Origin of the sequence: Nitrosomonas sp., from assembly GCF_021731985.1 — a bacterium.
Classification (GTDB): Bacteria; Pseudomonadota; Gammaproteobacteria; order Burkholderiales; family Nitrosomonadaceae; genus Nitrosomonas.
In genome coordinates, this window is sequence record NZ_JAKFWH010000016.1 from 21,051 (window position 1) to 36,554 (window position 15,504).

Here is a 15,504-nt window from a genome sequence, read left to right on the forward strand (position 1 = left end):
CCTTTTATTAATTTGCTAGCAACTGGCCAGTGCAATGATCGAATTATCTTTGCGAGTAACAACGACATCAATTTTGAATTCTGAATAGGTAACACAAGCACTCTCGCATCTAGTATCCATAAACGAAACTTCAAAAGCGGTTGGTTTGCCTTGCAGACCCAAACCAAGAAACTTTGACGCCGCTTCCTTAGCGCACCAGAATCGCAAAAGTTTATCATTCAGTACTGAGCTATCCAGACCACGTACAAAAGCTTCTTCACTAGCAGTGAGTGTTTCAATCATTAGATCATTATTTCGAATTTTATTAATCTCTTCAATATCAATACCTACTGGAGATCGTGACTCCGAAATTGCGGCTAAGCTCGCACAATTATTATGTGAAAGTGAAACTTCTGGCGGCTGTATAAGAGTATTGCACCATAACCCATCAACATACGGTGCTCCATATTGATCATGCAGTACATAAATATCAGACGGATAAAGTAATTGACCGGTTTTTTGAAAAATCCAATAACGAACAGCTTCTTTTATACATGCTCGACCTAACAACCACTGGGATTGATAACGCTTATTTGCTTGCAATTGCTTCCATGCATCGCGTTCTTCAAAGGACAAAAAGATGTGCGATAAAATACGCAAGAAAACTCCACCGGATTGTGCACAAAATTCATCAGATAAATTTGGTAACTCCCATACTAAAACATCATCTTTTAACACCGGAAATTGATGTCCAAGCCAACCATTAAGTGGATCACGCCTGACTTGATAGAATCTGTTTGGAACAGGAAAAAAAATATTAATTAAATTAGCTAGCCTAACAACCGGATATCCATTCTGATCGATACATTCAAACTGCCAGGCACGTGCAGATGAAATTTCTTTGTTTGTATCATCCAATAAGTATTGTCGGGCCTGTAGTTTTAGGCCAGTTATATTTGCCGGGCATTGAGTATAGAGTTCGATTCGTTGAATAGTGGATGGAAAACTATTAAAGTCAGTGCCAATCTGCTGTGCGATCCAATACGCAGAAAGTTGCCCCATCGCATCGAGTAAGACCGGATTAATTATTAATTTGGGTGTTTCTCTTGCAGTAAGAAATCCATCTAAGCTAACATCTGAAAGATTTGCATCAATACCTTCTTCATCCCAACCTTCAATATGAGCTATACTTTGAAAGATGGGGCCATGAAACATTCCGGTCGAGTATAATTCAGACCCATTCCAGCGAGATACTCTTTTTTCCTTAAGCGCAGACAATTTCTTGCAATGCCAGTCGGGTTTAAATCGGAAATCCGCACTTACTGCAACACCTTGGGCCGTTATAATTTTTGCACAGAAAATTCTGGATTCTATATCAGTCAATTCAGCATGTACTTCAAATGTAATTTCTCCATCATCAAGCGTAATCCAATTCATAGCTTTGACATTTTCAATTACAAATACTTCAATGCTATTGGCCAGAACTGCACATGCTTCTGCCATTATCTCTAAACTAACCATGAAAGGTATACAAGAAAGACCTCGCAAATCGGGCTCACTTTTTGATACGATACCTGACAAAACATGATCTATAATAAATCGATCATCTTTAATATTAAAATAGCATCGCGCTTTCAGATGTTGATGATCTAGCTCCTCAATTGAATCCAGTAAACTCGTATATTCTATTACTGAAGATGACGGTTGCTCTTCTTCTGGTATTAATTCCGTTTGCAATTGCCAATTTTTCACTACAGAACTTTGCTGCTCCAAGAAGTTACGCATCACATCAAAATAATCCGACATAACACTTTCTTGAACTATTGATCCTTTCGATCGACTGTCTTCACATTTTATTTCTACGTCGTTTGAGGACAAGCTTATTACATCAGTTTCTCTATCAAGATTAATTGTTAATTTTTGTAAACTAATGCGATCGGCATCACTCAGACGTATTTTTGGCATAGTATTGTCCAGCAATACACTCGAATGTTTTATTTGTATGCTATTAGAGAAATCTATTGATGTAATGAAACGTGAATTAAATAAATTTTCAATTTTTACTGGTCTACCATCAACATATAAAAAAGCCAGTGTCGTCAGAAAATGATCAAGGTTATTACGGTGACGAAGATTCGTGGCAAGTGAAACATGTGGTTTTTTAGTTAAAGTATCTTTTACAAATGCGCTCAGGTTACCAGAAGGTCCAACTTCAATAAAATAGCGCACTCCATCATGATACATTTTTAAGAGCGTTTCTCTGAAGCGGACTTTGGTAGACCATTGTGCGGCAGCTAATTGCTGCACTGATTGTGTAGTATCTGGGAATAAATCAGCCGATGAACAAGAATAAAGTGGTACCCTTGGACAGACTAACTTGATTTTTTTATAAAATTTTAAAAATGCCTTGCTTGCTTCAGAGAATGCAGCTGTATGATAACCACGGTCAAAAGGTAACGGAAAGCAGATTCCTCCTTCCGCGCTAAGAGATTTATGGATTGACTCAATGGGACCGGCATCGCCATAAAGTATCAGCTGATTTGTACAGTTATCCATCGCAATAACTATATTTTCATTAAGCGCATCAATATGTTTTTCAACAACTGTCAATGGCAATGCACCGACAGTCAGCAATTTACCCACTGGTATCTTGCCATCCTTTAATATCTGTTGATAAACTTTATTAAGCTGTCGAATAAACTCAGCCAATTGTTGTGGATTATCTGCAAGAATTGCACCAGATGCTGCGAGTGCAGATGACTCCCCAGAACTGTGGCCAACCATGACATCGGGTTCCACTCCCAGTGAACGGAGTAAAGCATACATAGCTTGCCCGCCAATAAATGCTGCCTCTGAGCCAACATCCATATCATTGAGTCGTTTTTCTAACTCTGATCGACGTTGCTCTGTCAGTTCACTGATTGGAGGAAATATCACATCTGTTCGTGTAGAACCAGGTGGAGCATCATATAAGCTACGCCAGAAATCGAACCATTGACGCACTTCATCAAAGTATATTGCGAGATCAGATAACATGCCAATATACTGTGAACCTTCTCCCGGAAACAGGAATGCAAGCTTTCCAGAAGATCTTGTCTCACTGTACACAATACCGCTTTTTGTTGACCATCTAGCGGAATCACTTTTACGTAATCGCCGTAATGAATCTTCAATTTTTATCGGTAGATCTTCGTTATCTTTGGCTATGATAGCAAGGCGATATTGACCTTTTTTATCTTTAGCAGCTAATGCTGCTGCAATGTCTGCTATCCGTCTCTCAGGATAAAATCCTATAAAATCTGAAGTCTGCTTAAGATTGTTCGCCAATTCCTCACGATTATCCGCAGAAAAAATACAGATTTCTGCCTCCCACGGAGTAAATCTTTCAGGTTTCAGCGCGGATTCAGGTGCTTCTTCCAGAATCGCATGAGTATTGATCCCACCGAATCCAAAAGAATTGATCCCTACCCGACGAGGTATATTTAATTGACTAATCCAAGGAGATTTCTGCGTATTAATATAGAACGGCGTGCTTGCAATTCCCAATTCCGGATTAACATTGTCACATAGTGTTGGTGGTAAAATTTTATGATGCAGGGCAAGCGCGCTTTTAATCAATCCAGCGATTCCTGCAGCAGGAATGCAATGACTGATCATTGATTTCACTGATCCTAACGCTACGCTACCATAATTTTCTTTGCGCTTACCAAACACATTCTCTAGTGCCGCTATTTCTGTTTTATCACCGAGTGGAATACCAGTACCATGCGCTTCGATTAAACTAATAGAAGCTGGGTCAATGCCGCTCTTGCTATATGCTCTTTGTATAGCTAATGTTTCACCTTCAATACTTGGCGCTAGTAAGCCATGCCCCCGCCCATCACTAGCTTGCCCGATCCCTCTGACAACTGCATAAACACGATCCCCAGCGGAAATTGCATCAGATAATCTCTTTAGAACGACAACACCGAGACCTTCGCCAAGTAATGTTCCATCACTACCCTCTTCAAATGGACGTACTTTACGACGCTCGCTTAATGCACCAAGTTGAGTAAAAATTACTGCAACTTCAGCTGGTAGGGAAGCATTAACCCCTCCAGCTAACATCATACGACTCCGTCCAGCGCGTAGTTCATCAATCGCTGCATTCACAGCTAATAATGAGGATGAACACGCAGCATCAATTAAATAGTTGGGACCTTTGAAATTTAAACGATTAGCGATTCTGCCAGTCATTACGTTTGGAACTAAACCGGGTGCAATATCTGAATTGGACTGTGGTAACTTACTTTCGAGCAATACTCTTATCGCAGTCAATTTTTCTTCACTGATAAAAGGGCAAGCAACTTGGAGCAATTCAATAGTTTGATCTAAGACAATATGATTCTGTATTAGCGTGCCTTGCCCTCTGTGCAAATAAGTACTGTGTCCAAGAATAATTCCGGTATCATAATGATCATAATCGCCAGTTAAATATCCAGCATCAAGGAGTGCGTCACGGGCCACCCGAAGGGCCATGAACTGATCTGGTTCTCCGCCATCCAATGAGTTCGGCATAATGCCAAACTCTCGCGGATCGAAATGGTACAAATCCTTAAGATATCCCCCACAAGCCGTTTTAATTCGACCAGATTTTAGGTAACGATCGGCATCCCATTTCAATGTCGGCTCGGTGACTGCGTCCACACCAGTAACAATATTTTTCCAGAATTCCTGTATATTAGATGCTTGGGGAAATACGCAGGCCATCCCTATAATTGCGATTGGTTCCAAGCCGTCATTGGCGATCCCCATTACAATTCTCCAGAAAACAATTCAATAGCTTTCGGCGTAACTTTTGCACTTCCCCCAAGCCGATTTAAAGCTTTACTCGATATGCATTCCATATTCTCAATCAACAAAACCATCTGACCAGCAATATCTGAGAAATAAATATTAGCGCACAGCAAATTCGAGTCTTGCGATGGAATAAGCTCAAACTCCATATATAACTGGTCAGGAAATGTTTCTTGATAGCGTACAACACGACCAAATTTTGTCGGCAACGCCGTTTCATCACGAAAACTCCGTGTCCATAAAATACCCATTTGGGCAGCAGAATCAATGACTGCAGGATCAAAGATCCATTTATCATGATTTTCAGCATTTAAAACCCAATTAACCGGGTGAGTAGTTTTTACAGTTGCGTTTGCGCCATCCTTTGATAATCCCTCAATATCTTCGATAACCTGAAAGCAAGGACCATGAAACAATAACTCATTGTACGCTTTGGTTACTGTCAGTTTTTTCTCGGAATGTAATTTATTAACTTGCTCAATACCATGCGGTAGTTTTTGTTCTAAACGCAGGGTAGATTTGTAATGAACTAATGGCTTACTACCCTTCTTTTCAGATTGCAGTATCGCATTGATTTCAAAACCAGCACTACTGCCATAAGGAGGCGGATTGATAACAATACTAAAATTACGTTCATCCTCCTTTAGTTCAATTCCTTTTAGGAGGCAGAAGTTCTGTATCTCAACTACCTTCCAGCCATTCCAAAGATGCTGGGCAGCCTCGGCAAACATTTCCAGCGCGGCTGCCGCAGGCAGCACCGGAACTCCATCAATACGATGATGCTGCAGATAACTTTGTTTAGCATCAATATGAAAATTAATTGCCTGATTATTCTTTGCTAATACAGCTCTTTCCGAACGGCCTATCAGCGACCCTATACTATGGGTATCCAATGTTTGAGAACTTTTCTTGATCTCTCCAATAGTTGATTCGCGCTTTTCCCATGGCCCTTCACCACAAATAATTTCAACATTAGAATTATTAGTCCGCATTAACTCATCTTTAAATAACTGATGTCCTATTTCGGCTGTTACCAGTTTTACACCATTTTTTGCAAATTTTGCTTCGGTTTCTGCAGTCACCATTCCTGAACCAAATTTTGTTTGACCCCAAGGACCCCAGCAGAAAGCGATAATATTTACCTGATTGTTCCAATTCATGTTCAATTGGCAACATAATCGATTCATAATCTCGTTTGCAGTAGCATAATCCGTTTGACCACTATTTCCATATCGTCCAGCAACAGAACTAAAAACTGTAAAAAATTTGAGTGACCCAACGCGCAGATATTTTTGCAATACTAATAGACCCATAACTTTGGTTTCAACTACGCGCGTCCAGCTATCAATTTTTTTATCTGCAAGTAATTTATCTTCAATGATGCCGGCTCCGTGTACGACGCCATCAATTCTGCCATAGCACTTGTAAACATCATTCAGTAAGTGATGCATATCATCTTCATTTGTCACATCAACTGCACGATATTCGACAATTGCACCACGCTGTCTAAAATCTGCAATATTACTGTGCATTTCTCTTGCAGCAAGTACTGCGCTAATTTTCTGGCCAATCATAGCTGGCGTGCTAGGGGTATTATTGCTTCGTGCTTCAGAAATAAAGTATTGGCGCAAAGCGTCAGCAGTAGTTAGCGTTTTTAGTATTTCCGGTTCTTTATCTGCTAATGTACTGCGCCCGGTAAGAATAAGTGTGTTACCTGGAAGCGCCAGTTCCCGTAGAACCTCTGCAGTCACACCTCTTGCGCCACCCGTTGCGAAAACGATAATGTTTTGCAATTTTTTACTATTAGCTTGATCGACGCTAACGGGTGCGGATACCGTGTGAAAAACCGTACGTTTACCTTCTGGATAACCGATCTCCTGGCGCCCGCCAACTAATTCCATTTCTCCAAGTAAAATTGACGCAATCTCAGAAGAATTCTGCGATGGGTCAATATCAACTGCTTTGATACGCAGTGACGGGCGTTCGTCAAACAATGATTTAAGCATCCCGACGGCTCCACTTTGTATACATAACCCGCCGCGTGAACTACTGCCATTTCGGTTAAAAAAACCGCCAAGCGAACTTGATGACACTATATGCGCATCTTTTGCAAGTTTGTCACTAAAATCATGCAACAAAACAAAAAAAGATTTCTCATTGATTTGCAACTGCTTCCGCCACTCATCCAACGCAGCATCGGCTTTAAACCAATCTCGACTAAGCTGGGCAAGATGGATTACACCAGCAAGTTCATTGAATTCATTTTTATGCTCATTACACCAGCTATTTAACAAATCATCATGTAGCAGTGTATTTCGTTTGATTAAGTTAACAGTACACCCACGGGAAATAAGTTTTTCCGTTAACTCATCCGCGATACCTAGCTCATCTTCGGTGACAAGATAATGTCCTTGCTTTAGCTGCTTAAGTGCAGCTCTATCAACATCTTCTTGTTTATATTCAATAATATGCCGAGGTGGATGACTGTGAATAGAAGTCATTTCTCCCACCTCGGCAAAATTAAAAGGGGCAGCTACGGTCCCTCCAGCTTTCAAATTAACTAGTATGTTGAGTATCCCATTTAGAGTCGATTGCGTATTGAGCTTGCTACGATTCTCACCTATTTCCTGGCGATAGTTTTCAGGAAGCTTTTGCAATAAGGTGCCTACAATCTCTATCCTTTTTATAGAATCAATACCAAGATCGGATTCGAGATTCTGATCTAGTCCAATCATATCGGGCGGATAGCCAGTTTTGTCTTCAATCACACCCAGTAGTATTTTAGTTATGCTGTCACGATCAACAGACGAAACTATTTTACTTTTCTCCTTACTTTTATCAGATATATCAATTACCTGAGCAGAAGTAACGGTAGAAGTATTTTGAGTAGTTGTCGCATTTGTAGATACTGGCATGGCCGTTTTTTTATCAGGTATTTGCATAACTTGATTCTGCTTTGCCGGCTCCAGCTCTTGCGTAGCTTCGTATGCTTGAACTTTGGGTGGCACATATGAACTAACAATCCTCTGTTCCCGCATGCTCGCTTGATCAACAATCGGCTCACCGATATATGCTGTCATGACTCGCTCTTGAGTTTCAAGAAACTGCCGCATAGTCTCAAAATACTCTGACATAACCGCAGAATTTCCAGAGTTCGTCAATGGTCGTCGCTCTCTCATTTGATTCTCCTTTTTCCATGTTTTTTGTTGCTGTATTTGCTTTGTATCAGCCAAATCGGCGGTATTTACCTGACTTACTTGATTTACCTGATACTCAGAAATTTGTGGTTTATCGGTGCTAGCCTGAACAGTTGCAACGTTCAGAGATTGATTGATTATTTGATTGGCTGTCACTCCAATCTGTTTAACCGGCTGATTTGCTTGCCTGACACCACTGCCATTCAGCATCCAAGAATGTTTTGGCACCGCATTATGCCGTTGCAGTGATTCCAACTTGGCGGGATCGCCACTCATACAATCTCGATGCGTAAAAAGTTTCATTACATTGAGATTAATACCAGTGCATATTAATTGCCCAAGCGCATTCAGCATACCTGACAATCCACTACCGTTATCGATAGAAATTGCCTTATGCGGCAGATTAATTAATATCTTATCGGTTAATTTTGATAAAACGGATTTTGGACCAAGTTCTAGAAAAATTCTCGCACCATCTTGATACATCGATTCAATTTCAGCCACGAACTCGACTGGATTCACGAGATGTTCCGCCATTAACTTCTTGGTAATAGCTACTTCAGCAGCATGTGGTTTCGCTGTTGTATTTGAATAAACAGGAATACGGCATGGTTGCCACTCCATATTATCGATTAGATTTGCTAAAGCACGTTGCGCTGGTTTAACCAAGTTTGAATGAAATGCAGCTGCCACAGGTATTTGATTGGTGATTATTCCTGCTGCCAATAATTTTCTCTCTGCAGATTCAATGGCGGAGCGTGAACCAGAAAGAACACTTTGTAATGGTGCATTATGATTTGCGATAACGACGTCATTCTGGCCTGTCAACACTGCTTCTATATCTTCCCGGCGTGCCTGAACTGCAAGCATTGTACCTAGTTCTGTTTTTCCTGTATCTGCTGCATCAATGATGAATCTTCCACGTGCAGAGGATAAGGTCATCAATGTATTTAAATCGATTGCACCGCTTGCGTGCAACGCGACAAACTCACCGTAGCTATGCCCGGCGAGCATATCCGGTTCAATTTCGAATGCTTGCAATAACTTCCAAAGTCCTGCTTCAACAGCACCCAATGCAGGCTGAGCAATATCTGTATTTGTTAAACTCCGTTGCGCCTCGGCTTTGGCGTCTTCACTGTAGCAGCCACGTGGAAAAATGAAGTGACTCAGATGCTTATTTTCACCATAACGTTGTGAAAAGTTTTCACCCAAGATTCTATCAGCTTCGGCTAACATCTCAGTATAAATAGGAAAATGTAACGAAACTTCACGTAACATACCTGTGTACTGAGAACCTTGCCCAGGGAATAGTATTGCAAGTTTTCCAACCGGAGCATTACCCGATCCATGATAAACACCTACCGGCAGCTCTACACTTTTGTCCTGCAGATAATCTAATAAAACCGCAATCTTTTCTTTTAAATCGGTTAAATCTTTTGCAACAATTGCGACATTTTCATTACCCATTTGCCATTTTTTGGCCAAACTGTTCGCAATGTCGCGCAATTCTATACTTTGTATGTTTGATAATTTTCCTTGCATATCCATGAATCGAGCAACTAATCCTTCACGGCTAACATCACTCCACAATAGCAGTTCAACCGGCCACCGCTGAGAAGTCACTGGAGAAAGCCATTCACGGTATTCTTGTGTATACTCTTCTAGCGCGATATGAAAATTTGTGCCGCCAAAGCCGAATGAACTTACCGACGCTCTCCGTGGAACAACCTCAGACACTATCCAAGGCTGCGCTTGATCTATGAGTTGAAAGGGACAATCAGCTTGTTGTAAAACCTGATTGGGCTGACTTGCCCAACGATGGGGAGGGAGAACACGACGATGTAGTGCAAGAGCAGCCTTGATTAACCCAGCTATACCAGCAGTAGCTTTGGTGTGACCTATCATTGTTTTTACTGAACCAATTACTGCTTGCTTGGGATTGTACTCACTCTCCTTAATTAATTTCATTGTACTTTCAAGTTCAGCTGTGTCACCAGCAACAGTACCAGTACCATGAGCCTCAAAAAGACCGACTGTATTGGGATCGAAACCAGCTTGAGCATAAGCACGGCGCATTGCACGTAATTGTCCTTCGGGTAATGGAGCAGTCATTCCTTTCGCATTGCCATCACTGCTGCCCCCGGTACCTTTAATCACCGCATAGATGCGATCACCGTCACGTTCTGCGTCATTGAGACGCTTAAGTGCAACCATTGCAATGCCTTCAGAAATGACTATGCCATCGGCGGAAGCATCAAATGAGGAACAACGACCTCGCGGTGAAAGTGCTTGGGTTTTGCTGAAGCATAAATACCCAAATGGGCCTTGTACAGTATCGATACCACCCGTAATGACAAAATCACTACGCCCTGAAGTTAGCTCCGACACACTTTGATATAGTGCAGCCAGCGCAGATGCGCAGGCTGCATCAGTAGTGAAATTTACTCCGCCCAGATTAAGCCTGTTTGCGATGCGTCCAGCACTGACATTATTTAATAGTCCAGCAAACGAATCTTCTGTCCATTCAGGTAAGCGATCAGCAATATTTTCAGGTAAAGAACCGTAGAATCTAGGAAGCTCTGCGCGCAATCCATACTGAGTACCGACATCCCCAGTTCCACCGCTGACACCCAGGATGACTGATGCGCGCTCTCGATTAAAGTCTCTGTCTTGATATCCTGCATCAATCAATGTGCGCTGAGCCACTTCCAATGCCATCAACTGCATCGGATCAATAGACTCTAGCGATTTTGGCGGCATTCCATAGCGAATTGGATCAAAAAGCATATCATCGAGAAATCCACCCCATTTTGAATAAATCTTATCCTTCGCTGAGCGATCCTCATCAAAATATAAGCGCCAATCCCACCGATGTAACGGGATTTCAGTTATAGCATCAACTTTATTAAGAATATTATTCCAATAATCTTCGATTGAATTTGCTTTCGGGAGCAGACATGCCATGCCAACAATGGCAATATCAACAGGCTTCTCGGCGAGAAGCTGGGATTCCCCACTAGTCTTTGAAAATCGGGTAGCAAGCAGTCCAGCAGCATCTTCAGTCACCTGCTGGTGAAGCAACCCTATATCAGTAACTTCCGAGCGTAGCGTTGCAACCTGACCGAGCATATACATGCCTTCTTCGTGTTGTTTTTCCTCATCAAGATATTGTAATTTGCCTTTAGCACCTTTCCGAACGGAACCTTTTGATGCAATACGTAATCGGCCCATAATTAAATCATCTAATATTTTGCGGCCTTCGTCAGCTGGCACATCTTTTTTACGTAACAGCGAACGCTTACGAAAAAATTCCTTGGCGAAAGGAGTATACGCACAACAACTTGCGTGACCATGTCCTGATTCTAAATTTACCGTTCGCGTACATTTGATTACCTCTTCTTGGTATAAGGGAAGTATCGCAGCGCTACTGACAATTTCTCTCGTAAACAAATAAGCGCTACCCATCAGAATTCCTATTTTTACTTTCTTTGCTGCCAATGGAGCCACCAGAACTTGGACCATTGCAGAAGAAACTGCGTCATGGATGCCGCCAGCGAAGAGAACTTCAAATTCACTACCTTGTACTTTACCACTCTGCAATTCTACTAATAGGCGATCGACCATTGCGCTCCAGAGCACAAAACTACTCAGTGGTCCTATATGGCCTCCACATTCACGGCCCTCAAAAATAAAACGGCGCGCACCTTCCTGAATAAAAAGTGAAATTAAATCTGCGGTAGGTACATGAAGAAAAGTAGGAATCTTAGCAGCTTCCAAACGAACGGCTTGATCTGGCCGTCCACCAGCAATGATTGCGTATTTAGGTTGAAATTCGATTGCTAATGTTAGCTGTTCATCGAATAATTCCTGAGGAACAAAACCTAGCAAACCAATACCCCAGGGACTATCGCCAAGCAAATGTGTAGTTTCCGACAATAACTTTCTTAATGCAGAGCCTTTCAGCAACGCAAACGCCAACATTGGCAAAGCTCCACCGTTTGCTATGGCTGCAGCAAATTCAGCAGAATCAGATACTCTGGTCATTGGTCCTTGCACCAAAGGATAAGGAATACCTAGAGCTTCTGCCAATGGAGCATTCCGGGATATCGATTTAGCCTCAATTGCTTGATGCAAATTTTTTTCAATTGCTGCATCAACTGCTTTAAATAGATCAGCTAAATGCCTATATTTTTTATGCCATGGGCCAGCAAAACAAATATCTTGACCTATTGGCAATAATCCTTTTCGTAATTCTTTCCAGTTAATTTTAGTGTTTACCAAGCGCTTGAGCGTGTCATGGTCTTGTCCTTCACCAGCACGAATAAAAGCCTGCGCATCAGTAAAACCAGGACGAACGAGTAAGCGGAAGTATTCACCTATTTCTCCATTACCAACTAGAACGGTCTCATTTCCGGCGAGGTTGCTAAACATAGAACGCAAGGAATCAGGTAATCGAAATTCATCCATCAACAATACTTGGGAATCAAAAACACCACCTGCTGCACCAACTGCATTACAGGCCGCCGCAACATGAGGGGTCAAACCTCCATGGATATATAGTGGCAAATTAGTTTGCTTATGCCATTTTTGAAATAGGATAAAGCTGCTATTTTCACCAACAAAACCGCCGGCTTCGTTACCTTTAAGTATTAATCCATCGACTAATTGATCGAAAGGTTGAGTTGGCCAATAAGATTGTTTCAACTCGGCAAGTACCTTAATACCTGCATGTCTCAGTTCTTGAATAAAAACTTCATGAGTACTGACAATCTTGGAATCGACTATTAACCAATTCAAACCCTTCTTGCTACAATTATGAATTTCGGTTATTAAATTTTCGTTTAGCGAATTAACTTTAAGACCATACCCTTGGCAAGATTTTTTAACCAGCAGGTCAAGCTGATCCACAATTAGTGCAGAACTTGTTTCGTATTCAGCATTAAGAACTCCAACTCCCCCTGATCGGCATGCAGAAATAATCAAAGTTACATCGCCATGTTCTATCGGTGTATAAACAAATTTTTTAAATTCTGACATGATTTTTATCTTAATTACCTGTTAGTTTTAGGAAGTTAGGCACTCACTAAGAAATATTAAGTTTCTGATTTATTTATCAAAAAATACACTGCAATTCATCTCTAAATCCAGAATGTAAAATTTGGGTAACTTATTTCCTGTATTGAAGGGAGTTTACGGCTACTAGTGCGATTAAGTTGAATGGTATTTGAACTATGCAATCCGCCAATATCACTAACTCTAAAGTACGTGCTTCACATTTTAATCTGAAGTACATCTAACTCATCTGCTAGTTAAAGCGAATTCGACACGCTTAACAATTTCTTGGGTAGCCGGATATCACGTTATGAATTTTCTATTGCTGCATTAATATATTTAAAGCTTGCCTTAAGATCTTTCGATAACAATAAGTCTAGCAAAATATCCCTTGATATTTTAGCTATGCAACATGTAACTTTCATTACCAAAATAAATAAGAGCTATTGGTTTTACTAAGCCATACAAATTGTTATCTCACTTTGAAAACATAAATTGAGTAATGATTTCTGGTAAATTCACGGCTCTCATTATCGAAGGCAACCCATGACCTGCATCAGGAAGGATCTGTACAGATATATCGGCTCCAGAACCCTTTAACGATTGCTCGGTATTAAATACAGAATTCCATTTAATTTTCACCACAGATTTTGGACCATAGCCACCTTCAACGGGCACATGATCATCTTGTCGTCCGTGAATATGAAGAACTTTAATACCGCTAACATGAGGGCATGCATCAACCATTAAGGGACCGGAAATAGCAAGAATGCCGGCAACATTCACTTTTTCACACATTAAACGATAGGCCATCATCGCACCATTGGAGTACCCCACTATAAAAACACGCTTTGGATCAATTCCGTGTGTTTTAATCATTTCTCTAATGAATGATTCTATATAAGAGACATCATCAACATTTAATCTGGCAGCATCTCCGCAACAGTCCCCTCCCGCATTCCATGTCAAATTATTAGGAGTAAATCTACCCCCTGTACCGCCTAGATAAGCAACGGCAAACCCATTACTCTCGGCCATTGGGCGCATATTTAGTGTACTTGCAACCAAATCCGGATTCCCTAATCCGCCATGCAGGACAATAAGTAACGGTATTCCTGATTGATTAGGCGTATAAAAAAGATATTTCCTTCCATTAAAGGTGGAATTTTGATAATGCTTAGCGTTAGCTGCCACAGCATTTTTCATCATGTCTTTAAATTTACCTGGATTCAAATCATTACCGACAGCATGATGAGCAGCACATCCACCCAGAATTGACGAAGTTAAAATAATTAATAATATAATTTTCGCCATATCAAACCCAAAATCTTTTATTTTCTTCATACGCGCTCTTCTTAGTCTGAGTTTTGCACCTGTACAGTAGGTTTTCGCCGTTTATTTTTATGCTACTATTTTTGAGAAAAACTTCTCAGGCTGAACCAAAAAACCTTCTGAGATTGGACTAACTAATGTGACAAATTAAAGCGAATGGCTCTTTGAGTTTTATAACGCAGCCATAACCTCGCCCCCAAAGCTACGCTGATTGTCTGAAGCGCATCTATATTTTAAGCATTTTGCTTCCTACGACGCGCTATAAAACCCAGCAGGCCCAATCCGACAAGCAGCATGATGTAGGCTTCAGGCTCTGGTACAGGCAAAGCATTTACGCCAATTACAAAATCATCCCAATCACCATAAAGCGCACTGCCCGCACTATCATTGTAGCCAATTACATACTGAAATATAGCGGAGCCGATATGCACATCCGTTCCAATTAGTGCAATCGACGTACCTTTATACCAAGCCCCGCCATTGATGGCGAATTTATCGGTATTTCCTTCAAACATGAAGCTTAACGGCCCAACTGTGCTTACCACAGAGCTCACTGAAGTTCCAACCGGATCGGATTCAAGTAATGTGGTGCCGCCTAAATTATTATAAAACTTGTCTACAAACGTAACTGATTCCGCACCCAGATATGTATAAGTAATTATCTCCGATCCTGAGCCCGCGAAATCGAGATGACCGACATTTAATGTTGAACCAATTGGATGTGGGATTAATCCACTTATTCCATTAAATGGCTGGGTTAAAGTTACCGTATCAGTTGTCACGAATGAAAGCCCCGCATAGGCGGTGCCAGTCGTAATCAAAAACCCTATAAAAATAATTGCTTGCTTTATCAATCTTTTAAACATCTCTTATCTCCTGCGTATATGTAACTATATTTACAAAGTGATTCAACGAATTTTTTACATAAGTAAATTATTGCTAATATTAAGGAAGCTCTGATTAAGTCCTTCGACAGGCTCAGGACGAACGGTAAGATATTGATTACGTTCGTGGTAAGCTTGCGAACCATGAATGTAATCAACTTAATCAGAGCTTCCTTACTCTAATTACGATTAATGCTATTTTAATTCAAAGAAAGAATTAACTC

General features: G+C 41.0%; 4 protein-coding genes. All 4 read right to left on the reverse strand.

Annotated features, from left to right (window positions below):
* Positions 1-15: 15 nt before the first annotated feature.
* The 4 genes from QZ942_RS01950 to QZ942_RS01965 all read right to left on the reverse strand — a co-directional run bounded on the left by QZ942_RS01950 (position 16) and on the right by QZ942_RS01965 (position 15,262).
* Positions 16-4,773 (reverse strand): type I polyketide synthase, encoded by a 4,758-nt coding sequence (locus tag QZ942_RS01950; RefSeq protein ID WP_292992918.1) that lies wholly within the window; start codon positions 4,771-4,773, stop codon positions 16-18.
* Entirely contained in the window at positions 4,773-13,049 is an 8,277-nt protein-coding gene (locus QZ942_RS01955) for a type I polyketide synthase (protein WP_292992920.1), read from the reverse strand. The genes QZ942_RS01950 and QZ942_RS01955 overlap by 1 nt, the downstream gene beginning before the upstream one ends.
* A 492-nt stretch (positions 13,050-13,541) precedes the next feature.
* Complete coding sequence (locus tag QZ942_RS01960; protein ID WP_292992922.1) at positions 13,542-14,408, reverse strand: PHB depolymerase family esterase; 867 nt, start codon at positions 14,406-14,408, stop codon at positions 13,542-13,544.
* Positions 14,409-14,629: 221 nt separating this feature from the next.
* Positions 14,630-15,262, reverse strand: coding sequence for a PEP-CTERM sorting domain-containing protein (locus QZ942_RS01965; protein WP_292992923.1), 633 nt, complete (start codon positions 15,260-15,262; stop codon positions 14,630-14,632).
* Between the last annotated feature and the right edge of the window lie 242 nt (positions 15,263-15,504).

What these genes read in the sequence shown, in the direction of transcription:
- QZ942_RS01965 (WP_292992923.1), bottom strand. Translation starts at nt 15,262, where the DNA reads ATGTTTAAAAGATTGATAAAGCAAGCAATTATTTTTATAGGGTTTTTG.
- QZ942_RS01960 (WP_292992922.1), bottom strand. Translation starts at nt 14,408, where the DNA reads ATGAAGAAAATAAAAGATTTTGGGTTTGATATGGCGAAAATTATATTA.
- QZ942_RS01950 (WP_292992918.1), bottom strand. Translation starts at nt 4,773, where the DNA reads ATGGGGATCGCCAATGACGGCTTGGAACCAATCGCAATTATAGGGATG.
- QZ942_RS01955 (WP_292992920.1), bottom strand. Translation starts at nt 13,049, where the DNA reads ATGTCAGAATTTAAAAAATTTGTTTATACACCGATAGAACATGGCGAT.